Annotated in this window: 21 protein-coding genes; all 21 read right to left on the bottom strand. The window is 32.2% G+C overall.

Annotated features, from left to right (window positions below):
• Positions 1-78: 78 nt before the first annotated feature.
• Positions 79-420, bottom strand: coding sequence for a helix-turn-helix domain-containing protein (locus ACR2F7_RS17180; RefSeq protein WP_432714760.1), 342 nt, complete (start codon positions 418-420; stop codon positions 79-81).
• A gap of 26 nt (positions 421-446) precedes the next feature.
• The gene (locus ACR2F7_RS17175; protein WP_432714759.1) at positions 447-2,018 is read right to left on the bottom strand and encodes a GNAT family N-acetyltransferase; all 1,572 of its coding nucleotides are present in this window, start codon (positions 2,016-2,018) and stop codon (positions 447-449) included.
• Positions 2,015-2,989, bottom strand: coding sequence for a hypothetical protein (locus ACR2F7_RS17170; protein WP_432714758.1), 975 nt, complete (start codon positions 2,987-2,989; stop codon positions 2,015-2,017). Before ACR2F7_RS17170 ends, ACR2F7_RS17175 begins: the two co-directional genes overlap by 4 nt.
• Before the next feature lie 38 nt (positions 2,990-3,027).
• Positions 3,028-3,831, bottom strand: coding sequence for a phytanoyl-CoA dioxygenase family protein (locus tag ACR2F7_RS17165; RefSeq protein WP_432714757.1), 804 nt, complete (start codon positions 3,829-3,831; stop codon positions 3,028-3,030).
• A gap of 33 nt (positions 3,832-3,864) precedes the next feature.
• Positions 3,865-4,926, bottom strand: a complete 1,062-nt coding sequence (locus ACR2F7_RS17160) for a GNAT family N-acetyltransferase (RefSeq protein WP_432714756.1) — start codon at positions 4,924-4,926, stop codon at positions 3,865-3,867.
• 72 nt (positions 4,927-4,998) lie between these two features.
• On the bottom strand, positions 4,999-6,150 hold the full coding sequence (locus ACR2F7_RS17155) for a glycosyltransferase family 4 protein (protein WP_432714755.1): 1,152 nt from the start codon (positions 6,148-6,150) through the stop codon (positions 4,999-5,001).
• 141 nt (positions 6,151-6,291) lie between these two features.
• Entirely contained in the window at positions 6,292-7,713 is a 1,422-nt protein-coding gene (locus ACR2F7_RS17150) for a pectate lyase family protein (RefSeq protein WP_432714754.1), read from the bottom strand.
• 464 nt (positions 7,714-8,177) lie between these two features.
• Positions 8,178-9,266: an NAD-dependent epimerase gene (locus ACR2F7_RS17145; RefSeq protein ID WP_432714753.1), complete on the bottom strand. Its 1,089-nt coding sequence runs from the start codon at positions 9,264-9,266 to the stop codon at positions 8,178-8,180.
• 26 nt (positions 9,267-9,292) lie between these two features.
• Positions 9,293-11,125 carry an asparagine synthase (glutamine-hydrolyzing) gene (gene asnB, locus ACR2F7_RS17140; protein ID WP_432714752.1) on the bottom strand — a complete coding sequence of 611 codons (1,833 nt, stop codon included), beginning with the start codon at positions 11,123-11,125 and terminating at the stop codon, positions 9,293-9,295.
• A 10-nt stretch (positions 11,126-11,135) separates the two neighbouring features.
• A complete protein-coding gene (locus ACR2F7_RS17135; RefSeq protein ID WP_432714751.1) occupies positions 11,136-12,212 on the bottom strand; it encodes a glycosyltransferase in 1,077 nt (358 codons plus the stop codon).
• A 65-nt stretch (positions 12,213-12,277) separates the two neighbouring features.
• The gene (locus tag ACR2F7_RS17130; protein ID WP_432714750.1) at positions 12,278-13,441 is read right to left on the bottom strand and encodes a glycosyltransferase; all 1,164 of its coding nucleotides are present in this window, start codon (positions 13,439-13,441) and stop codon (positions 12,278-12,280) included.
• A 3-nt stretch (positions 13,442-13,444) separates the two neighbouring features.
• Entirely contained in the window at positions 13,445-14,647 is a 1,203-nt protein-coding gene (locus ACR2F7_RS17125) for an O-antigen ligase family protein (RefSeq protein WP_432714749.1), read from the bottom strand.
• Between the two features lie 81 nt (positions 14,648-14,728).
• A complete protein-coding gene (locus ACR2F7_RS17120) occupies positions 14,729-15,328 on the bottom strand; it encodes a sugar transferase (protein WP_432714748.1) in 600 nt (199 codons plus the stop codon).
• A 10-nt stretch (positions 15,329-15,338) separates the two neighbouring features.
• Positions 15,339-16,580, bottom strand: a complete 1,242-nt coding sequence (locus ACR2F7_RS17115; RefSeq protein ID WP_432714747.1) for a DegT/DnrJ/EryC1/StrS family aminotransferase — start codon at positions 16,578-16,580, stop codon at positions 15,339-15,341.
• Between the two features lie 75 nt (positions 16,581-16,655).
• Positions 16,656-17,756, bottom strand: a complete 1,101-nt coding sequence (locus tag ACR2F7_RS17110) for a glycosyltransferase (RefSeq protein WP_432714746.1) — start codon at positions 17,754-17,756, stop codon at positions 16,656-16,658.
• A 5-nt stretch (positions 17,757-17,761) separates the two neighbouring features.
• Positions 17,762-18,625, bottom strand: a complete 864-nt coding sequence (locus ACR2F7_RS17105) for a glycosyltransferase family 2 protein (protein WP_432714745.1) — start codon at positions 18,623-18,625, stop codon at positions 17,762-17,764.
• A 9-nt stretch (positions 18,626-18,634) separates the two neighbouring features.
• On the bottom strand, positions 18,635-19,822 hold the full coding sequence (locus tag ACR2F7_RS17100) for a DegT/DnrJ/EryC1/StrS family aminotransferase (RefSeq protein ID WP_432714744.1): 1,188 nt from the start codon (positions 19,820-19,822) through the stop codon (positions 18,635-18,637).
• Positions 19,819-21,261, bottom strand: a complete 1,443-nt coding sequence (locus ACR2F7_RS17095) for a lipopolysaccharide biosynthesis protein (protein WP_432714743.1) — start codon at positions 21,259-21,261, stop codon at positions 19,819-19,821. Before ACR2F7_RS17095 ends, ACR2F7_RS17100 begins: the two co-directional genes overlap by 4 nt.
• Before the next feature lie 7 nt (positions 21,262-21,268).
• Positions 21,269-22,567: a nucleotide sugar dehydrogenase gene (locus ACR2F7_RS17090; RefSeq protein ID WP_432714742.1), complete on the bottom strand. Its 1,299-nt coding sequence runs from the start codon at positions 22,565-22,567 to the stop codon at positions 21,269-21,271.
• Positions 22,564-23,097, bottom strand: coding sequence for a UpxY family transcription antiterminator (locus ACR2F7_RS17085; protein WP_432714741.1), 534 nt, complete (start codon positions 23,095-23,097; stop codon positions 22,564-22,566). Before ACR2F7_RS17085 ends, ACR2F7_RS17090 begins: the two co-directional genes overlap by 4 nt.
• 220 nt (positions 23,098-23,317) lie before the next feature.
• A partial coding sequence (locus tag ACR2F7_RS17080; protein WP_432714740.1) for a GumC family protein occupies positions 23,318-25,183 on the bottom strand: 1,866 nt, incomplete at its 5' end.

Raw genomic sequence — 25,183 nt, 5'->3', positions numbered from 1 at the left:
GGTAATAAAATCATTGAAATTAAATCTATAAATAATCTGATAACAAAAACACTATATTTATTAGAAGTTTCTACTGGGCTATGCACGGTTTTTTATCAATAAATTAGTATAATTTTCAAGTAAATTGATGTATTTATTTTTCCAGTACTGAGCTAAATTCGGGTCATACTCCTCCCTTACATGATTTTCACGTTTAAGTTTTTTTAATTCGGAAGTGAGTTCATCAAATTTTTCTGGTAAATCTTTAATAAAATCATGATCAAGAACATCACCAATTTTATTTATAACGTCTAAACTAAGGTTTTCTTTTTTAAACCAATTGTAGATAGATTTACGACTTACCTTTAGTTTTCTGGAAAGTTCGCTTATACTAATTTTATGACGTCGTATAGCAAGCTCAATGATTTCTCCATTATGCATATAGAATTTTAAAAAGGTTACAGAACTTAATAGGTATTTGATTTACATAGCCTCTCCCTGCTAACCGCATTTTGGCTTCGGTAAAGTGGAAAATGGTCAATAGTTGATTCTGCATCAATATTTAACTCTTTTAAGATCTTGAAATAAGCTTGCTTATTCACAATGTAACGCCAGGTTTTGAAGTCAAATGTCAACTTTGAAAAGGTAGTTTTCCATTTATATAAAGAATCCTCCTTATAACCTAATCCACCGCCAAGATTATAATATTTCATTCCTTTTTCCCTTGCTATAATACTGATTTCGTCAACCATAAACTTCGCCGGGGATAAATCCCTGTATTCTTCTCTAGTTGCAATTAAATGTCCTTGTACAATTTGATTGTTAAAACCAATGATAGTCCCACAAATTGGATCGTCATTTTCATTGCATATGAAGTATAATTTGGCTTCATACTCTTTTGAATTTAATAAAGTCACACAATAATCCTCAGTAAAAACGTAAGCGGAAGAAGCACTTAAGCGAGACATATTTTCTTTATAAATGCAAACGAATAATTTAATATCAGCCAATGTAGTAGCCTCTCTAAAATAAAAACCTAAACGCTTTAACTGCTTAATTTTACTATAAACTTTTTTATAATTTTGACGTTGCACATTTAATGGAATTGCCAGATCTATAGCGACTATCTGGCCATTATTCCAAACTCCTCCAAATTTTCGTAATAATAAATCCTGATTATAAAATGGATGCAATCGCATAAAAATGGAAACAATTTTTTCTTTTGCAAGATACTCTTGTAACGACTGCATCAACCTATTTGCAAAATCAGGTTTGATTTCATTAAAATCCATGTTCGATATAGGACCATTATAACCAAAAACCGAACTTAAATCAAAATATTCGGTATCATTTATTGCTCGTTTTAAGAATGGAAACGCAATAAAATCACTCCCCTCCTCATATACATACAAAAGTGGGGTGCCACTTTCATCTAGCTTATGGTAAGTCCAGGAATGATAAAAATCAACATTAATAGCTCTTTCTACATAAGATATCCATGCTTCTTTTTCTTCCAGTGTAAGAATCTTCCCGTTGCCTTGTTGTTTTAATAATTGAAAATATTTAATAATTGTCAATTTCATCTGGTTAAAAGGATACGAATATGATTCGTCTTTAAAGCCAAGCTTATTGTAAATGTTAATGGCAGGAAGATTATCTTTATGAACTTCCAGGCTAATATATTGTAACCGTTGTTCAATAAAAGCATACTGTAGTATTAAAACAGTGGCTAACCGACCTAAACCTCTACCCCACCATTTTGGTTCTCCTATAAATAAATGAAACTCCGCATCATTTTCTGTAATTTTGATCAACTGGATGTTACCAATATATTCATGAGTTGATTCAATACATATGGCAAACCTCATCTGATCCTTAGCCTGTAAGGCATCCGCTAACCATTTCTCTTCCATTTCTTCGGAAATGCAATAAATTGGTTTAAATCTCGAATGCTTCCATATTTCAAGATTATTTCTCCATTTGTAAGAAATTTTGGCATCCTCCAGTGCCAATGGGCGTAAGTAAACAGTCTCATTCATAATAATTTTTTTAATACGTTAATCATCCTTTTCATATCTGTATGTGTATACCTATGGTCAATTGGCAGACACATGAGATGAGCCGATAAATAGTTTTCATACATTTTTTTTGTAGTCCAGTCAAATACATTTGGCCAGTAAATGGGGATATAAATCCTTTTTTCTAAAAGTTTAGCTCTTATTAAAGAAGAAGAATGCACAAAGGGATACCCTAACGCTCCGTTTATTGATGACACATCAAAAGTGAAATCATTATATTTCACAAGGAAATCATGGAGGTACATGAAGTTTGAATCCCTTCTGTATTTACACTCCTTATAATCTATACCCTGTAAGATTTTCTGTGTTAGATTAGACATTTTTAATATTGGTTGATTTGACAATGCCTTGTTATTATCCAAAAAATCTTGGTAACCACTCTCGATCCCCAGATCAATGCTTTTCGTAAGATGAGAAATCCGATTAAAAGAATGATCTTTTTCATACTTCAGTTTCGTTGGACTTGGAGTATGAAGATATGCACCATCAGGTACTCCAAAAAATTTTCTACAGGAATAAAAAGTATCAATCTTATCCAGAGGGTTAGAAAAAAATGCTTGTGAATTATCAATTATTAAATTCTGGTATTGCCTGCTTAATGATAAAACAGTATCCTGTTTTAATCCAAAATAGTTTGTGTACAAAAAGCATTCTGTTGGCCCTACTATAAAATCTAAAATCGGATCAAGTTTATCATCAATCGTATAAAATTCGTATGGGATACGTAATTTTTTTAGTGGTTCAAGAATAACCCCACATATGAAATATGGTATATACGCCATTGTATATTTTTTCACTTTTAAAATATACTCCAATGCATTTCTTCCATTATTCAACCTAGTTAAATGAGGATAATATTCTTGTCCACTCAAAAATTGCAGTTCTAGATATCCACCAATAGGCTTCATTTTATTTGAAAATGGTTTTTCCATGATCTTATATGAGTGACTAGAGAAAAGATAAGTGATTTTTACCCTTGGTTAGGTTGGTACATTCTTTTCTCAACCGGTTGATAGTATTCATTAAGGTTTTCAGGAAGCCTGGATTTATAACCTAAGATTTGTTTTAAATCTTCCGAGAGAGCCGTTTCGAAATCATAACCTAAAAGTCTTGGATAATCCAGCTGTTGCTTATAAAAAGGACGAGTAAAAGCCAAAGTTAAAGCTCTTCTGTGGTTATTAGTTTGATTTTTACCTGCAGCATGCCATAGGTTAGAATCAAAAAGTATTACACTACCTCTTTTAGCAATTGCACGTGCTGCCGAGTCAAAAAAATATTCTTGATCAGGCTTATTATCACATTTGTGTGAACCTGACAGAAAATGAGTAGCTCCATTATCGAAAGTGAAATCGTCCAACACAAATATCATCTGTATCATTAATTTATAGTCACCTGTAAAGCTTCTAATATCTCGATGAATGTTTTGCACATAAGGCTTTTCATCTTTTATATTAATAACTGCACCGAAAGAATTCAAAATGTAATTACCTGATAAATAATGTTTTATTTGTAAATCGCAAATTTTTTTTGATAAAAGTTCTATTGAAAAATTATGTCTATCGACTAAATGATGCAGTGTGCCATTCATATCAGCACTAATGCCATTTTTAACTTGTATTTCCCGCCTTAATTGGTATTCCTGCGCTAACGAACTTGTTATTTTTTCTATGAAGAATTCATCTATAGCGTCTTTATAAATAATCCATCCATAATTAGACATCATTTCATCAAAAACAGCGAGATCAGGTTTCAAGTAAGAAAATGCGTTTTTCATAATTTTAATATTAAGATTTTGAAAACTCACTATTTATATTTCAATATTTTGAGGTGGTGCTTGTTTAATGCCCTTTCTATATAAGGGGAAAAAGTTAGATTTAGAATCTAATATATTTACACGTTGTGCAACAAGTTCATTATAAATGTTTGGTTCAGTAACATAACACCATATTCGATCTTCAACTTCCAGGTTAGAAAAGTAACTTTTATATTTATAAAGGGAATCCTCGCGCCCTCCCACTCCTCCGCCAAGATGAAATATCTTTTTCCCAAGCTGTCTTCCCAGTAAACTAATTTCATCAGTTAGTAATTTACTAGGTGAATCTTTTAAATATCCAGGAGATGTAGCAGACAGATGGTTTCTAATTATATTCCTAGATATAAGGACAAGTGCACCGCATATTAAGTCAGATCCATCAAAAATCAAAAGAAGTTTATTTTTCATCTTCGACCCATAAAGAAGATTTGCGAAGTATTGCTCGTCAAAATAATATCCAGGGCTAGCATTTAACCGGTCCATATTTTGCAAATACATTTGTGTGAACCTGGTAATATCATCTTTAGTAGTCGCTTCTTTAATAAGAAATCCTCTTTTACGTAAACTCCGAATTTGACGATTTAGTCGTTTCTCATAATTTTCTTTTTGATACGCTAAAGGAACTGTAAGATCTATATAAATGGTTTTCCCATTTTCTTTTAAACCTCCAATGTTTTGTAAAAGGAATTGTTGGTTCATAAAAGGATGAAGTCTTGAAAATACAGAAATACATTGTTCAGCTTTCAGAAATTCAATGAAAGCATGCTTAAAATTCTGACTTGTTGAAAGTGAAACCTCAGATAAATCCATATTTGATACTGGACCACAATATCCATATACTGATGTCATATCGTAAAACGAACTAGCTTCAATTGCTCGTTTAATTAGGGGAAGAGCAATAAAACGTTTATTTTCTTCATAAACAAAAAGAACCGGTTCCCCCTCTTTATTTAAAGAATGGTAATACCATGTCTGGTAGATTTCGAATCCCAACGAACGCTCAATATAGCTGTTCCATGCAGTTTCTTCGCGGATAGTAAAACTTCGATAATACATAGCGTTTTAAAATTAAATAGATGATAAATTTTAATTTTGGACTTGTACACATGTATTTGATAGTATATTAGTTTAATTAGAAGAAATTATTATTTGTAACATTTGCTTATTGACTTTGTTCACATCAAATTTTTCTTTGGCATATTTTCTTCCGTTTAATCCAAATTTGATAATATCTTCGGGATGCAAAATGTAATATTCCATTTTTGCAGCTAGTTCGTCAACATTTTTAATCGGGATTAAAAATCCATTAACGCCATCTTGATGAGGATTAATCGTTTCTTTACAACCAACTGAATCACTTGTTATAATGGCTCGGCCCATGGCCATAGCTTCTAGAATAGATCTTGGTACTCCTTCTCCATAATAAGATGGTAAAACTACTACAGAAGATCTAGTGATATGCTGCCTAACGTCAGGTATTAAACCTAAATAATTTAAAGTACCATCTGAACTTATTTTAACAAAAAGTTCTTTGCTAATCGCATCAATATTATCATCATATGGGCCTATTAAATCAAATTTCACATGCGGATAAGTTGATTTAATGAATTTTGCCGCTTTATAATACTCATTTATCCCTTTTGCATTAATAAGTCTGGCAATCATCAAAAAAGTTATATTTTTATAATCTGGAGGTGAATAATTATAGTGAGACAAATCAACTCCTGAACCGTTTACGATATACGTTTTATTTTTCTTGGTTATCGTATTTGCTCGGATCAGTGTAGTGTAATCATCTTTATTTTGGAGAATAATCCGCATTCTATCATTTGCTCTTAAACTTATTTTCAAAAGAAGCCTAGTTAAATTTTGAACCAAAGTCCTATTTGATTCACTTTCTAAATAATTATAGCCTAAGCCAGTTAACATGGGAGTAATACATCCTACCTTAAGTAAATTCGCGATCATGGATCCATAGATAACTGGCTTAAATGCATACGGAAAAAATACATCAGGCTGTGTCTTTCTGATTATCTGGTAAAGATGGTATACGTACTTTAAATCTGCAAAAATAGAAACATTACTTGTATTTAAGTTACTCTCATAAATTCTAACATTCATGCTAACTAACCTTTCCCGAATAACCTGCTGTTCTATTTTAGGTGTAAATACACTTACTTCATGAGTAAGGAGCAGCTCTTCCATTAGTTTGCCTCTAAAATCTAACAATGAGCGAGGGGAGTCACACGCTATCAAGATCTTCTTCAATTCCTTTTTCATTCCATTTATTTAATTAGCACTTGATTAAAAAGACAAATAAAAATATGTTATATATATAAAGGCCGATCTAACATATCGTTAGACCGACCTTTATATTATCAAGAAGGGCAATATATACTCTTCTAATTAATTTGAATATAATTATAGACTTAAAGTTGCTCCAGCTTGTGCCGTAACGATAGCAGGTACATTTGCCGCTGGAATAAGAATAGATTCGTACTCATATGTAGGCACCCAAGTAGATGCTGCTGTGCTAACAGTATTAGCACCGCTATTTTTATAAACATTAGTACTAGCACCACTTATATAACCAGGCTTAGCATTATATGCAGACGTAATTGGTACATTTTGATTTTCAAAATAATTGTTGTCAGTACGTACAGTAGCACCCATTGTTACTCCAACCGCATATCCACTACCATCTTTCATGTAGTTATTAAAGACGTGCATATATCCAAATCTTGTACTAGGCTGTCTTTCTGATACATTGTAGAAATAGTTGTAATAAACAGTAACACGTAAGTGACCTATATCAGCTGTACTTTCATCACCAAATCCAATTAACATCGGGATATGGTTGTCATGTAATTTATTCCAAGATAAAGTTACATAATCTGCTCTTTTACCTACATCTAACAAGCCATCATAGTATTCCCAACCATGTGTTCTATCAGATGATAATTCACAGTGGTCTACCCATACATGATGAGCACCTTCTTTAATGATAATATTAGAATAAGTTACAACATTTCTAATTGTCATGTTGCGAATGATTACATTGTTTGTACCATAAATCATTAAACCAACACCTTCAAGGCTAGAACCTTTCATTCCTAAGATAGTTTTATTTGAACTTACATTAAGAAATCCAGTACCGGTAATTTTACCAGAAACCTTAATAATAGAAGGTGAACTTGATGCTACGGCCGATTTTAAGGCTGATAAAGTTGATACTGTAACAGTTTGACCACCTTCACCACCTGTTGTTTTACCGTCTACCATTGCATATCCAATGATTGAATTCGAAGAAGCAATTGGCGTAGTAGCTACAGGTGAAGTTTCAGGTGTTGTTACGCCACCAACTGGTGTTGTAGTGGTGGTTCCACCTATGGTATAAGTGTATTTTTTACCATTAGTTTTAGGGTTTGAGTTATCAGAAGCTGACAAATAAATTGTTGACGTTAACCAGTGGCTATAATTTCCTTTACCAATTTTTCTGATATCAGCATGAGTAGAGTGTGCGGCACTTAATTCAACTCCATTTTCATAGATTTTAACAGTTGATGAACTTGGTTTTTCAGGAGAATCACCGGTAGTTCCCAAATTAACATTGACTTTGTAAGCATAACCACCATCGGATTTTGCATTAGTCATACTTAAAGCTTTAGGGGCACTTTCAGTAGTAGTGGTAGTAGTAGCAGCTTGTGTTTCAGCTGACATTTCAACTTCATCTTGAGGTACAACCTCATTTAAATCTTTTTTACACTTGCTAAAGGTTAATACGATTAGCAACAAAAACATGCTCATCGGCAATCGGTTTGATAATTTGTTCATTCTTTCCATTTGATTTTTTAAAAGTATACAATGGAAACGCCTCATTTAGTGGCTATTATATACTTAAAAAATTATGGAAATCTAAAATTTTTATTTAGGAGTACGTGAAAATCACTGTAGATGAATTATGCTAAAAAATTAAACTATATTTAAGCTTAATCAATTTACCTAAATTGGCATAGGTATTAATTAATTAAACATATGTTTTTATAATTTTAATATTCACGTTCTGATTATGTAATATTATTTACTTGTATATTTTTAAATTGGATCTCAAAAAAAATGAAGATTTTTTAAAAAAAATTCTTTTTCGTCGTTAGCAGCCATAAAAAAACACCGGATAAATCGGTTTTTATGTAATTTTTTTGTCATATAATACCTATATTTTTTATAGTAACTAAATAGTTACCCTTTTTTTTGAGTAAAACCTGAATATTTTTGCATTTAAAACGGTAATTTTTTAAAGGTTTACACTAATTGACCTCACTGTTAACTTCTTGGGGTGTTACAACATTCCCATAGTAATCTAAATACCAACAAACAAAGTTTTTTACGCCTTCAGGCACTGAAATTTTAGGAGAATAACCCAATATGTTTTTCATATCATTAATATCAGCCCAAGTATCAATGACATCTCCACTTTGTAAAGGCATTAATTTTTTCCTGGCTAGCATTCCGGTGTTTTTTTCAATTTCCAGAATAAATTCCAATAGATCTACTGATTGACCTCTACCAATGTTAAAAACCCTGAATGGAGCTTGTGAATTAGATGGGTCCGGGTTGAAGCCATTCCAATTTGGATCGCCTTTAGCTGGATTATCTATTACCTTGATTATACCATCGATTATATCGTCTATATATGTGAAGTCTCTTTTCATGTTTCCATTGTTATAGACTTCAATTTCTTTATTTTCTAATATACCTTTAGTAAATTGGTAAAGAGCCATATCTGGCCTACCCCAAGGCCCATAAACTGTGAAAAATCTTAAACCAGTGGTTGGAATATTAAACAGATGACTATATGCATGTGCCATTAATTCATTACTTTTCTTGGAGGCGGCATAAATTGAAACAGGATGATTTGTGTTATGATGAACGGAGAAAGGCATTTCCTCATTTAATCCATAAACACTTGAAGAACTTGCGTAAACTAGGTTGTTTACTTTAAACTTCCTGCAACCCTCTAATACATTTAAAAACCCAAGAACATTTGAATCTATATATGCTTTTGGGTTAGTCAAGCTGTACCTCACTCCTGCTTGTGCGGCAAGGTTACATACTACATCAAATTCTGATGTAGCAAAAATATTTTTCAAGTTTTCCTCATCCGTCAGATCAAGTTTGATAAATTTATAGTTAGGATGCTTTGAACTGCTTATGGGTAGATTATAAATCATTTTATGATTAAGAATGCCAACTTCTTTAAGTCTGTCATATTTTAGATTAACATCATAATAATCATTTATGTTATCTAATCCTATGACTTCGTCTCCTCGTTCTACCAAATATTTGGTTAAATGAAACCCTATAAACCCAGCAGCTCCTGTAACTAGTACTTTCATAATGTTATATATTAAAATTTATTTGACTATAGGTTTTTATACCAAACTTCAAGACTAAAGACGCAAAAGAGAATTTTGGCGCGTCTCTCATCTGATATTTTAATCTTTTTAGCAATAAGATTCTCAATAAAATCTCTTTTAATAATTTTTGAATACAGACTATTAGTACTCAAAAGATATTCATCCATTATATCTTTAAGTTCATTGTCGACCCAATTTTTCAATGGCACCTCAAACCCCCTTTTAGGTTGGCTAATTAGATCATTCGGTAAATATTTTTTACTTAGATCTCTTAAAATAGATTTTGTTTGGATGTTTTTTATTTTATAATTATCATTTAATCCTGGAGCGTACTCTAAAATTTCCTTGGCTAAAAAAGGACTTCTTCCTTCAAGAGAATGTGCCATTGTAGCAATATCCATTTTAGGAAGTAAACGGCTAAATAACATTGATTCGAAATCCAACAATAATATCTTTTTTAAGGAGGAAATTGGATACTCGTTTATTCTATGTAGATCTTCTGTTAAAGCTTTCATTTCTGGCTTTACTATAAATTGGTCTTCAAAACCCACAAAAAGGTCTGAAGAAGCAGAGCAATATATTTTAACCAAATCTGAATAGCTTGCAAATTTTAATAACCTATAGATATAGGTGTAATTACTTTGTTTATTATTAGCAACTGGCAAAATGTTAGAAAGGATTTGTGAGCTTATTTTAGTGATGGTATTAGGATTGAAAAAATCCATGTGTTTAAAAGGGACATACCTACGATATCCCCCGAATAGTTCATCCGCTCCATCGCCATTCAATACTACCGTAATATGTTTTTTTGCAGCTTTTGCTACATAAAAACTTGGTATTGCAGAATTATCAGAGTTAGGTTCACCATGATTTATCAATATTTTTTCAATATCGTTTTGTAAATCTGAGAAGTCTATTTCTACTATAGTATGGTTGGTATCATATTTATCAGCAACTTTCTGAGCCAAAGCAGATTCATCGAAACTTCCTGGCATTTTAACCGTAAATGTTTTAAGCTTGGACGTATGTTGGGCTGCAATGGCAGTGACTAACCCACTATCAATTCCACCGCTTAAAAAAGATCCTACATCTAAGTCAGAGCTATCAATCCTTCTAATAACGGCTTTTTGCAATATTGTATCGAGGTGACTGATAGAATCCTCATATGAGGATTGATTATTTACGTTATAACTTGTTTCAATTTTAAACCACGTTATATCTTCTGTGAATCCTGTTAAAGTATCAATTCTTAAATAATGACCATTTTCTAGTTCATTAATCAGCTTGTATGGTGTTGATTTTCGATAGTGATGACCTAAATAAAGATAATCTGATAGCGATGCATAGTCAATCTCAGGCAAAGTGACTTTATAAAGAATATTAAGCTCTGATGAAAAAACAATCGTATCACCTTTACTATAAATATATAAGGGTTTTTTACCTGATCTATCTCTGGCAAGATATAATCGGCGATTTATAGTATCATAAAGTGCGAAAGCAAACATCCCATCAAGTTCATCTAACATTTTTATCCCTAAAAGTCCAAATAATAGAAGGATTGTTAAAGTGTCAGAATTTGACTTTTCTTTAAGACCATATTTAAGCCTTAATTCCATATGATTATAAATTTCGCCATTGAAAACAATAACTAAGCCCTTATATTCCATTGGTTGCTGGCCTGCAACACTTAAATCCTGAATGGCGAGACGTGTGTGAAAAAGTGTTAAATTGTTGATTTTTTTAAAGTTCTGTTCATCAGGACCCCTATGCCATAATCCTTCGAAAATTTGACTTTCAGTAGGGATTTTATAATTAATTGAGCCAAATATTCCACACATAAAATTATTATTAATTTGTTATTTGATTTACTAGATTCATCCAATTATTCATCACTTTTTCATCTTTAAAATTGGATTCTATATACGCTCTTCCATTTTCTCCATACTTCTTCCTGGCTGCCGAAGTTAGATCCATAACTTTTATCATTTTCTCAGCCAAATCGTATTCATTTTGTTTTTCACATAAAAAACCACATTTTGCTTCAGTGATTAACTCATTATTACCATCAATATCAGTTACTACAACGGGTTTTGCATGAGCCATTGCTTCAAGAATTGAATTTGGCATACCCTCCGAAAAAGAAGATAGTACAAAGGCGTCCGCATTCTTTACGTATGCTGCTGTGTCTTTTTTAAATCCCATGATATTAACATGATTTTCAATGTTAAGTTCTTTTATGATTTGAAATGGCCAAACTTCATTGTTAAGCTCTCCGATTATTTCAATTCTAAAATTTCTATCCTTTATTAGATTGATGGCTTTAAATAATGTCAAATAATCTTTATTCCATCTAAAATGTGCTACGCAAATCCATATAAAATTATTTGTAGTATTTTCAATGTTTCTGAAATTTTGAAGAATTGGAAGTGTAATACCATTATTGATGACCAGGCCTGTCTTTTTCACAATTCTATGTCCTTCAAAATTTTTTCTTGACGCAAGTGAATTATAAACTAACACGTCATCCAATGCAGATGTGACAATAAAAGGTATATACCATTTTTTTTGTATAACTGATATTCTTATAGTGGATATTAGTTTATACTTAAATATTAGTTTATATAGCCTAGCGAAAATTATTGCGATAAACATGAAAGCAATTACAACATCAGGCTTAAACTCTTTAATACTTTTATAAAGCAGGTACAAATTAGATAGACTATTAGTAGACCATTTTTTTAGAAACAGCACTTCCAACCCATTCTTTTCAAGTTCGCCTTTGAATTCATTAATAGGTTTTAAAGACACAATTAGAACTTTATTAGTATTAGCTTTAAGATGTACCGCAACTTTAACTAACTGTGTTTCCGCACCACCTTTACTTAATGATGGTGTCATTAAAATCACACGGCGAAAAGTTTTCAATGTCATTTATTGATTTAATTAATAACCAAGCAGATATGTTAGAAGCTGTTTTGAGAACAGGCAATCTAGAATTTAGATTTATACAAAAGTTCAAAAGCACTATCTCTACCTTCAAACAGATTGAGTGATTTATTATAGGTATTTAAGTGCTTTACTGCTGCTACTTCTATATGATATTTATTCTTAAAAATATTCATTATATTTTGTTTAACAGCTTCTTTATTTTGATGGTACACTACCTTTTTTAAGGTTTCTAGATAAGAATCAAGTTGAAGATCCTTGCTTAGAAATCCGGTTTCGCCATCTTTGATCATCTCTTTCATTCCTCCCACAGGTGTACAGATGGGTATGCATCCTACAGACATGGCTTCAATTAATGAAATTGGCATCCCCTCAGCTGTACTAGAAAGGCAAAAAGCATCAGAAAAACTTAAATAATCAGCCACATTATTTATTCCTCCTACAAACTCAATATTCAAATCCTCAGCAGCTATTTTCTTAAGTTTTACATTAAGTTGCGCATCCTGAACATCTCCAATAATCAGCAGTTTACATTTGCGTTCTTCTTCTACATTAAACCTTTTGACTGTTTTAATTAACAATTCTTGATTCTTCTCAATAGAGATTCTGCCTATATGCAATAATAAAAAGTTATTATTCCCGCGTTTGTATTTCTCAAAAAGAAGTTCACGTTTTTCAGTTAGGTTTAAATGTGGTCTGGCATTTTCAATTCTTATTTCATTACTGAGCTTATAATATTCTCGATAGGTTTTACTTCCATTTACAGATATTGTAATAGGAATTACATCATTATGTTTGTAAAGTATTTTGCGAAAATATTTCACAAGATGGTTTGGACATTCCATTTCAGCAGTATTATGAATGGTATGAAAAAATGCCGTCCTAGATTTGTAAAACCTGTACACAGAGAGATATTCAAAACTATTCAAATGACTATGAACAATATGTGGATTTTTATCCTTTAGCCACCTTGTCAATTGGAAAAGCACACTTAAATTAAACCCTTTTTTTTTGTTGAATGATAGATAGTTCACATTAGGGTTTATTTCATTAACAAAGGTTTGCTGTGAATCATTACCACATAAGGAAAGAATGTACACTTCGTATTTCTCCTTTTTTGCTATTTCATTACAGAGATCAATTACAAAGCGTTCTGCTCCTCCTCTACTGAGACTTCCAATAATATGAACAATTTTAATTTTATGCATATGCTAATGTGTTGAAGATTCAATCGTTACCGGATCCAACATTTTAAATTTATACGGATGAAGAATACAGAAAAACAAAAATATGGTTGGCCCATTGGCCTCAATTAACCATGCATTATGGAATAGCGCATTTAAGGAGATTGATAAGAATGAAAAACATAAACAAACTAATAAAGCATTTCGTGGTTCTTTAATCATTCGGACCATTTCCAAAAAAATAGCAGTTATCTTACGATAAATAGAAAGGAGTAAACCTAAACCTAAAAAGGGGCCTAAATAAGTAATAAACATCAAATAGGCGTTATGTGAAGTCATTCCCTCTGCAAATACATAATTTCTATAAATTACATCACCCCAGTCTTTGCCATAAAAAATTAATCCAAATGGATGATTCAGAAATATATTTAAATTTTCCGCTGAAAGACTTGTTCTATTATGTGAAGGATTATTATGTTGATTTTTCACTATGATGTTACTTACGCCATCTAAATTTTCAACTACATAAAAATAATATACCCCGCACAATAACGCAACAATGCTAATAAATATTAAACCCTTAAACCTATAATAAATAAGCAGGAATATTGATATTGAAAACAAAAACACAACAAAAGCTGACCGCTGCATACCCAATAACAGCAAGGACAAACAAATAGCGAGTACCCCAACCTTAACAAGAAATGGCTTGTTAAAGGCGCAAGTATAAATGAATAAAAATGTAGTCAGTGCTGCTATTTGGTAACCAAAATTGAACTGATAAATAGCAATTCCAGAAGGACTTTGCATCACTGGTTCATTCATAAACATACTTCTGATATCAGGTACTCCATAAAAGCTATCAAAAACAAGCATTATTGCAGAACCACATAATAAAATATAAAAAATTAATACAGAAGTATTCCACCTGGATTTGTTAGTACCTACAAAATAATTAAAGTAAAACGCACAGATCATTACACAGAAGACATTTTTAGTGAAAGTTTTAAATTCTGAAAGACCAATTCCGTAGTATAAAAAAATAGCTACAGTAATTAAGATTAATTCTCTGGTGTAAGCAAAGGGCGTTTCGTTTTTGTTTTTAAAAACAAAAGCAAGTGGAAAGCAAAATATAATTGGCGCTGGAATCCTAAAAATTGTAGTCATAAAAATCCCAAATGACAATGCATATAAATACATAATCATAAAAACAATAACAATAAGTCTCATGGTTTTAATTTAATTATAACACTGCTTTAACTGCAGCATAGACAAGAATAAGTTTAATAATTATTTTTATAATAAAACAAATCAAACTCTAATTAATATTCTTTTTATGGTAAAAGATATAATTTTCAAATCAATCCAAAGATTATGGTGATCGATATAATGAAGGTTATGATTTACCTTTTCAGGAATAATTGTATTTATATAATAACTTTCGGGATCCTCTAAATTCTCAAGAAGTTGGTTTTCATTTATAAAGTAAATCGAGGCCCAATCCGTAATACCTGGTTTAACAGTTAAAACTCTTCTTTGATATGAATCATATAGTTGTACATATTTCAAAACTTCAGGTCTCGGTCCAACAAAACTCATCTCCCCTTTTAAAATATTAAATAATTGAGGCAATTCATCTATTTTGTATTTTCTTAACCAATATCCAAGCCTTGTGATCCTGATATCACGATTACCTACTGTTAGCAATCCCTTTTTATCTGAATCTATAAACATTGTTCTGAATTTATATAGCTCAAAATTATTTAAATTTAGTCCAACCCTTATTTGTTTATATATTACTGGTCCATTGGAATCGAATTTCAGCAATAAAGTAATAATCAGGAAAAGCGGCAATAAAAAAATGATACCTAGTAAGGAAAATAATACATCAAAAGTCCTTTTCTCATTCATAAAGCTATAATTAAATCAAAACTTTGATTGTTTCCTCCACTGTATAAATAATTTGAACTGTTTCAATAACTGTTTCTATGATATATTCTACCTGCTCATCTGACAATTGAGGATATATGGGCAGAGATATTTCACATGCATATTGCTTATAGCTATTTGGAAATTGTTCAATGTTATAACCTAGATTTTTGAAATAAGTTAACATAGGCATAGGGATAAAATGAACATTTACGATTATGCCTTTATATACTAATTCATCAATGATTTTATCTCTTTGTATTTCTGAAATACCCTTAATTCTTAATGGGAATAAATGGTAGGATGTTTCCCTTACATTATCTTTAGAAACAGGTTCAAAGAACCAATTATACTCCTTGAATGAATTAGCATATTTTAAGAAAACATTCTTGCGAAGTGGGAGCAAAGTCTGATTATATTGTCTGATTTGTGCAAGTCCAATGGCAGCACATATATCAGGCATGTTCATTTTATAACCTTTAAAGAGAATATCATACTTCCAATTTGCTCCATTCGATTTCGCAAATGCATCTTTATTTTGACCATTCAGGGAGAATATTTTCAAAAAGTTATACTCTTCCAGACTGTCAAATTCATTTGGGAGATTTAGGCAAATTCCGCCACCTTCTGCAGTAGTAATATTTTTCACAGCGTGAAAAGAGAAAATGGTGACATCACATTTTAAGGACGCAGGCAATCCTTCATAAAAAGCACCTATTGAATGAGCTGCATCTGCAATTAACAGTATTCGTCCAAGTTTTGATTGTCGATCGGTTGAAGGAACAAATAGATTTCTGTTTTCAGCATCATTAACTATATTTAAAAGCTCATTATAATGACATGGCAAGCCTGCAATATCAACGGCAATTATAGCCTTTGTTTTTGAAGTAATTTTACTTTTAACTTGTTCAGGATCTATTGTCAGGTCATCTAAAATATCAACCATTATTGGAATAGCACCACAATGTATCACACAAAGAGCAGTTGCACAGTATGAATATGCTGGTATGATGACTTCATCACCCTCTCCTACACCAAACCATTTTAGCATCATAATGGCTCCGGAGGTCCATGAATTTACACATATAGCTGCTTGTGAGCCTGTAAGCTTTATAATTTCAGCCTCTAGTGCTTTAACCTTGGGACCAGAAGTAATCCAATTTGTATGAAGAGAATCGAGAACCTCATTGATAACTGCCTGATCAATGAATGGTGGGGAAAATGGAATATTCATAATCTAATTTTTTAAAGACATTCACTAATTAAACATTTAATAAAAAGGATTTAACGATAAGAAACATGAAACCGGTTATTGAAGAATCAGTTCCTGCCATTCCTTAGTTATTGTATCCAGGGAGTTGGTATCTGCTATCTTTATAGCATTATTGGAAATTTTTTCTTTTAAAGCCGGATCAATTAATACGCGGAACATTGCTTTTGACAAGGAATGTATATTATTGCCTTCAATTAGTAATCCATTTATGTTGTCCTGAATAATTTCAGATGGACCAAACTCACAGTTCATTGCAATGCAAGGACAGCCATTGCTCATTGCTTCAATTAAGGCATTAGGATATCCTTCATTTCTTGATGGAAGTACAAATAATTCAGCTTGTTGATAATAATCCAATAGTTCAGTTTTTGCACCAACCAGGTGTATTCTATTTTCAAGGTTTAATCTTGAAATTAAGTTAATAAGATTTTGTTTTTCAGCACCATCACCAACAATTAGAAGATCTACATCAAACATATCGAGCATACTGAAAGCCTTTATTAATTGATCAAATCCCTTTTCGTATCCCAGTCTCCCAACACCAAGAATAAATTTCTGATGATGGACATTTTTAGCGGCTGAAAAACTGAATACATTTATAGGATTACGAATGACCTTGTAATTTTGAAGATTGCTAAAGACCTTATTTTGTCTCAAACAATCTTCAATTCCTTTCGATGGAACTACAATGGCTTTTGACTTTTTGTAAATAATATAGGATAACCATTTAAGAATAAAGCCAAATTCATTAATTGTATGGTCAGGCGTAGTTCTCTCAGAAACTATATAAGGTATTCTGAGCACACTACTAGTTAAACCAGTAAATAAATTTGCGCTTGTCATGAAGGAAATGACACATTTTGGTCTTTCTTTTAAAAGTAATCCAAACAACCTTTTATATGTTAATAAGCCATATCTAACTCTATTAATGATGGTTTCTTTATCTTTCCGTTTTAAAAGATGAATTAACTTGACTCCATCTGACAATCGATAAGCCTGTTCCGCCTCATTCATGCAAATAATGATCACATCGAAAGATTTCTTGTTAAAGCTATTTCCTAAAACAGAAACGACTCTTTCAGCCCCCCCTCTTTGCAATGTATTTATGACAAATACTATTTTAGGTTTATCCGACATAGGACTTATAATAGTTTAAGTATTGTGTTTACTGCATTATTAATTCTAAACTGCTTAATCTCAAACAGGAAAAAGTTTTTCATATAGATTTTGAGAAGGCCTTTTTTAAAAGTATTTGGGTAATTAAATTTTCTAATTAAAATATTGAAGTCATTGTTCATATGATTTTTACGAATTTTTGAGTCAATCATGCTCCAAATACCTCCAGAATGTATACGGTAACAGCCCATCACTTCTGGGAGTACATACATTTTCTTATTTGTGGTACCTAAAGCAAATAATTTAAAAATTTTATCCGCACTATATATTTTTAAATACCAATCTTGGGAGCTAAGGCTTCGAATTTCAGCCTGATATCTTACAACGACAGAACAAAATCTCGTCTCTTCCTTTTTCCCTAACAACATATCTTCATAATTAAGTTCAAAACCTACAGGATTTGGATTTAGATAAACCAATTGCCTAGTTTCATTTATCACTTTTGTGTAATGGCAACACATGATGTATTCAGGATTTGATTCTAGAAAATCGACTTGTTTTTGTAATTTCAATGGATCAGTCCAAAAGTCATCACCGTCACACATTGCCAAGTATTTACCCTTGGCTTGATTTAAAACATTATTATGGTTTTTTATGGCTCCAATATTTTTTTCATAGGAAATAAGTCTGATTTTTCCAGGAAATTTTTCACAGTAAAGCTCAATGATTGATTTTGTAGCATCTGTAGAGCAATCTTCACCTATAAGGATTTCTATAGGGAAGTTTGTTTTTTGCATTAAAAAACCATCTAGTGCCTGGGCAATATATTGCTCATGGTTATAAGTAATACAACATACACTTAATGTAATAGGTAAATCAGAATTCTGCATAGATCTTATTTAATTAATAATCGGTTCTTTAACAGGCCCTACCTGTGCGAATGCCAAATTTTGACTTGTGTAATTGGATCGTGATACTTGTTCTGAATCCTCGATAAATGTAGAATTATCATAATTTTGAACCCTTAAGATGACTCTAGTGATCAAATCTAAGTCGCTACTTGTTAAAGTATGATAAAGAGGTAGGCATAAGATCCTTTTAGATATCGATTCACAAACCGGCATATGTGATGGGGAAACAAAAGGTAATGTAGAAAGTGAAGGGTAAAAATACCTTCGACAGTATATTTTTTCGCTTTCAAGTGCTTTTAAGCACTTGTGCATTAAGATTTCATTATTAAACAAAACCGGGAAGTAAGCGTAGTTATAATCAAGATCGCTGTTAAGTTTTGGATATTTAGCTTCCAAACTACTTAAACTCTTCCAATAGTAGTATGATAGCAATCTTCTTTTATCAAGGATTTCATCAACCTGTTTCAAATTACAAAGCCCCATGGCCGCATGGAATTCACAATTTTTACCATTTATTCCGATTTCAGAAAACTCATCTGGACCATTATGCCCAAAATTTCTCATTGATGCCATCTTTTTTAATAAATCCGGGCATTTTGTAAACACGGCACCACCTTCGATTGTATGAAAAAGCTTAGTTGCATGGAAACTTGTCGTACTGACATCTCCGTATTCAAAGACAGATCTGTTTTTATATTTAGTTCCAAAGCAATGAGCACCATCATAGATAACCTTTAAATTATGTCTTTCTGCAATTACCTGAATCGCATCAATTTCACAAGGATTACCATAAACATGAGTCGCAAGAATAGCTGAAGTAAGAGGTGTAATAGCTTCCTCAATTTTTTTTGGATCAATATTAAAGGTTTCCTCATCGATATCTACAAATATGGGTTTGCAGCCTTCCCATACAATACTACTTGTGGTGGCCACAAAGGAAAAGGGAGTTGTAATAATTTCGCCAGTTAATCCTAAGGCTTTTATAGCAATTTGTAAAGCTATAGTACCATTTGCCACATATAGAAGGTGTTTTACATCTAAATAATCCTTAAGTTTTAATTCAAGTTCATTAACTAGTGGTCCATTATTAGTAAGCCATTTACGTTCCCAAATGCTGTTAACGTATTCTTCGAATTCTCCGAGTCTAGGAAGAAAAGGTTTTGTTACGGGTATCATTTCTTTAAGATTAATTGTTTAAAATCAAGTATTGGCGCTAGTCTAAATAGGGAACTACTCCCTATATATAAGAGGAAAAACATTAAACCATTGACAATTATTCTTGTAATATTTAACATGGATAATGTTTTAAAAAACAAATGATCAAAGAGATAGCATATCATCCCAATTAACAAGGAAGTTAGAATCGTGGGCATGATGTCTATCATTTGTTCAGAGAATGAATAGTCAATTAAATTGCCACTGTAAATTGAATTGATATAATAGCTAAGAAAGCTAAAGATGAGTTGAAAATATAACAGCCCATAGATTCCAAAAGGAATTACAGCTAAAACACCAATAACACAAATGGCCTTTTTGATGCTTTCCAATTTTAAAATCAAATCGCTTCTACCCTTAACTTTCATAATATTAAGGTTATATGAATTCAACGGATACATAATTCCAGATAAACACAAGATCTGGAAATAAGGGACTGCTTGTATCCATTTATCCGTGAATAAAAACAAAAACAATGGCTCACCAATAATAGAAAGGAAAATTAAAATAGGCGCATTCCAAAAGAGAACTTGCTGCATTAGGGTTTTATATATGCGTTTTAATTTCAGGTCATCATCTACAATGGAAGCGAACATGGGGTAGGTAACCTTATTAATGGCAGATGATATGTTGCTAACAGGAAGTTGACTTACTGATTCAGCCCTGGAATAAAAACCTAGCTGCATGGCAGAATAAAATTTCCCTATTATAAGAATATGAATATTTTTATATAAAATTTCCAACAGACTTGTTAAGGTCATTTTGTAGCCAAATTGAAAATGCCGTTTAAAACTTGCTTTATCAAACACTAAGGTTGGCCTCCATCCCGAATATATCCAATGCATTACGGTGGATAAAAAGGATTGGAATAAACTCATATACACTAAGCTCCATACTCCATAACCAGTTAATGCTAATACAACTCCCAATATTCCACCTATAAAAACTGATGGAATCTGAATAGTCATTTGCATTTTAAAATTCATTTCTCTAGTGAGCCTGGCATTTTGGACACTATAAAAGGCATTGATAATGAAGCCAATTCCGTATATCCGTAATATGGACTTTAATATATCGTGGTTATAGAAGTTTGCAACTATTGGTGCTAAGAAGTATAAAATACCATATGCAATTACACTGCCTGCGAGATTAAAGAAAAATACAGTGGAATAATCATTCTGCGAAAGATCTGGAGTTCGGATTAATGAAGATGCAAGTCCACTATCCAATAGCGTATTTCCAATAGAAATAAATACACTCAGCATTGCAATTAAACCAAATTCCTGTGGCATTAAAATCCTTGCTAGTATAATTGTAACTATAAAACCAATTATTTGTACGCTGAATTGCTGGATAAATGTCCAAAATAAACCAGACAAAGTTTTATTTATCAAACTCATGATAGTCTTATAAACACATGGTTACCAATTCCTTCGGGAGCATTGATTTAATATCATATATAATCGTACTATCATGACACATATTAAGAATATCAAGTTCTTTAAATAGTTGGTGAGCAACAGCAAGAACAATCGCATTATATTTCCCCAGGCTTGATGCAGAATTATAACACTTTACATTGTATTCACTTTTTACTTGGACCGGATCAGCCCAAGGATCATAAATTACAGTTTCGATGTTAAATTCTTCTAGCCTTCTAACCACATCAATGACCTTGGTATTTCTCACATCAGGACAGTTTTCTTTAAAGGTAAAGCCTAATATTAAAACAGTGTTCTTACCTGAACTCCCTTTAGAAACCATTCTCCTTACTAATTCATCTGCAATGTAATTTCCCATGCCATCATTAACTCTTCTACCAGCAAGGATAATTTCAGGATGATATCCTGCTTCTTGAGCTTTTTGTGCTAAATAATAAGGATCTACTCCTATACAGTGTCCACCTACAAGGCCTGGCTGGAAATTCATGAAATTCCATTTTGTACTCGCAGCGTTCAATACCTCCTGAGTATTTATCCCGAGCTTATTAAAAATCATTGCTAATTCATTAACAAATGCAATATTGATATCCCGTTGGGCATTTTCTATTACCTTTGCTGCTTCAGCTACCTTTATGGACGAGGCTTTATAAGTGCCAACGCCGATGATAGAATTATAGAGATCATCAATTATATTAGCGGAATAAGGTGTAGAACCGGAAGTTATTTTTATGATTTTATCTATTGTATGCTCTTTGTCTCCAGGGTTAATTCTTTCTGGTGAATACCCCACAAAGAAGTCTTCATTAAATCTAAGTCCTGAGTTTAATTCCAATATTGGAACACATTCCTCTTCTGTGACACCAGGGTAAACTGTGGATTCATAAATAACTATATCTCCCTTTTTTAGGATCTCGGCTATCATTTTACTCGCCTTTAATAGGGGACGAAGATTTGGTCTATTATTTTTATCTACAGGTGTAGGTACAGTAACAATGAATATGTTGCACTGTTGGATACTATCAATTTCATCTGTACAATATAATCCTTTCGGTGAATTGCAGTCATTTGTAAGAATCCCATGAAGTTTAAGTTCTTCAATCTCATTGGTTTGGTCAAAGCCATCTTTTAAACTGTTAATTCTGTGCTTATTGGTATCAAAGCCAAATACTTTGTAGACCTTCGCAAATTCTACCGCCAGTGGTAAGCCAACATAACCAAGGCCAACAACTGCAATTTTATGTTGATTAATAACGGGATGTATCATCGGGCCGGGCTAATTAAATCCAGGTTAGAAGACAATACTTTAGTAATCAAGGCGCAGTTTAAGCTATCAATCACAACTAATACATCCTTACCTTGCAGTTTAATGATATGGCCCTCTTTCTGTTGCATAATCCCCTCTTTAATTTTAACCTTATCCCCCACTTCCATACCTTGTATGCTAACCACTTCTGCTTCAGGAAAAATCTGGAGAAAATCTTTAATGGAATCTATAACACTAGGTCTGATTTGAGCAGGTTTCCCCATGTAATACACAAAATTCAACACCCCTAACGTTAACCTTACTTTTAGCTCTTCTTTAGGTGAAATATGAACAAATACATAAGAATTGAATAAAGGAAGTTCTATAGTTTTAATTCTGTCTGCCCATTTGCTTTTAACTGTTCTTACAGGACAATAAGAATTAATCCCCTGCATTTGAAGAAGTTGATTTACTTTTTTTTCCCATCTAGGTCGGGTATAAATAACAAACCAATTTCTTTGTGTCATGTTACTGCTAGTTGAATTTTCCATATGTTTATTTGTTTACGACTTGAACAATTTATGTATAGCTTCGCCACCTCACTTACATAAGTATTTTCTTAAATTAAACTGTTAGTTGTGGACTTTACTGGGGGAAAAATCTATAAGACGATTAATCGTCTTTTTGGGTATGTTTATAACGAATGTTGCTAACTCAATACAACGTACAACTATGTATAAAGGAAGAATCTAAATTATATATAGGTAGAAACTAAGAGGTATAAGTATATCTTCCATACCGATATACATTCTTATTCTCTTTTTTTGCATCATTGAAGACAAGCATTGGATTTTTCAATCTCTTATTCTCTCTTATTTCTTCAAAGATTCCTAGTTCACTTTTCCCTGTAAAGTTGTATCTCACCAGGTAAATGCTAGCATCAGCAAATGATGCAAGGCTGAACGCATCAGCAACAATACCAACAGGTGGTGTATCGATAATGATATAATCAAATTTCTTCCTGAGTTCATGAAACAATACATGAATTTTATCATTCATTAAAATTTCCGAAGGATTTTCTGGAATTACACCACATCCAATCACATAAAGATTATCTGAATGTTGTGAGGGAGTTAATATCTCATCTACAGTCATTTTTTCAGAATTTAAATATTCCGTTAAACCCACTGCCGACGTAATGTTTAAACTCTTCATTAAATCAGGTTTTCTAAGGTCAAATTCAAGAAGCACTACCTTTTTCTTTCCTAGCGACAATGTAACGCCAAGGTTTGCACTAAAAAATGTTTTTCCTTCTCCTTTAATACTTGATGTTATTAATAAGACCTGGCTACCACTACTTACCTGTAAGAAATTTAAGTTTGAACGTATATATTTAAAAAGTTCGGAAATTGTTGTGCTTTTATCTCTATGAACCACAATAGATTCCCCAATTTGTTTATGAGTCAACTCTCCTAAGATTTTAGCATCGCCAGTGATATATTCTACATCAACTAAATCTCTAACCTTATTATTTAATTTATCCTTACCATAAATATAAGATGCTGGCATTAAGAAGCCAAAAATGACACCTAACAAATAGACTAATTGGACCATCGGCTTATCAGGAGTAGATTTAGAGGCGGGTCTATCAATTACCTGTGAAGTTGGAATTGTTGATGACAAAGACAACTCTGTTTCTTCTCTTTTTTGTAGTAAATAATGATAAAGTGCTGTTTTTACTCCTTGCTCTCTAGTTTTTTCTAATAGACCTCTTTCTATAACAGGAACATTTTTCAGTCTTGATTCAAATAGTGAAGATCTATCCGCGTAATTATTATTTTCTAAAACTAATCCACTCCTAATCATCTTTAAATTCTCCAAAAGATTGGCTCTTAAGCCAACCAGTTGCCCCGTTATATTAGCAACCAAAGGATTGTCTTTGCTGGTATTGCGTAATAAACGTTGTCTTTCAATTTGAAGATTATTGTATTTTTCTGTTAAAGAATTTAAAATAGGATCTTTTAGACCAAGTGTAGTAGGAACAAGATCGAATTGTTCCTGTGAGCTATTCAAATAAGTAAGGAGAGATTGAACCAGGCGCAATTGCACATTTGATGATTCTAACTGCTGATTATATGCTCCTGAAGATTCCAGATTCATTTGAGCATCTGCACCTAAGACAGTTACCCGATTATTCATTTTATAGCTTTCAACATCGCGCTCAACCACAGTTAAATCTTTAGAAAGGAATTTCAACTTTCCATCGATGAATTTAATTGTGTTGAGAGCCATTATATTCTTATTACTTACATTCTCCTCATTATACGTTTTAATCAATTGATTTAGCAAGTCCACTCCACGTTGTGGAATAGCATCAAACATGGAAATAACAATTGTATTGGCATCTTTTATCGTTGGAAGTACTGTCAGTTTACTTGCACTATATTGTTCAGCAAGCAGATTCAGGTTATTGAATTGGAAAAGCACCTCTTTGTTGTTAACTGCGAATGCAGGCCCTTTGAGTACTTTAATTTTATAGGACGGTCTTGTAATGGTCTGCTCAAACCTATAGGTAAACTCCTTCTCATTTTCCGTCAAAATGTATTCTTCATTACTGATTACTTTTAATGAAAGTTT

The organism is Pedobacter sp. (assembly GCF_045628745.1).
GTDB lineage: Bacteria > Bacteroidota > Bacteroidia > Sphingobacteriales > Sphingobacteriaceae > Pedobacter.
This window is presented reverse-complemented; position numbering and strand designations above follow the sequence as displayed.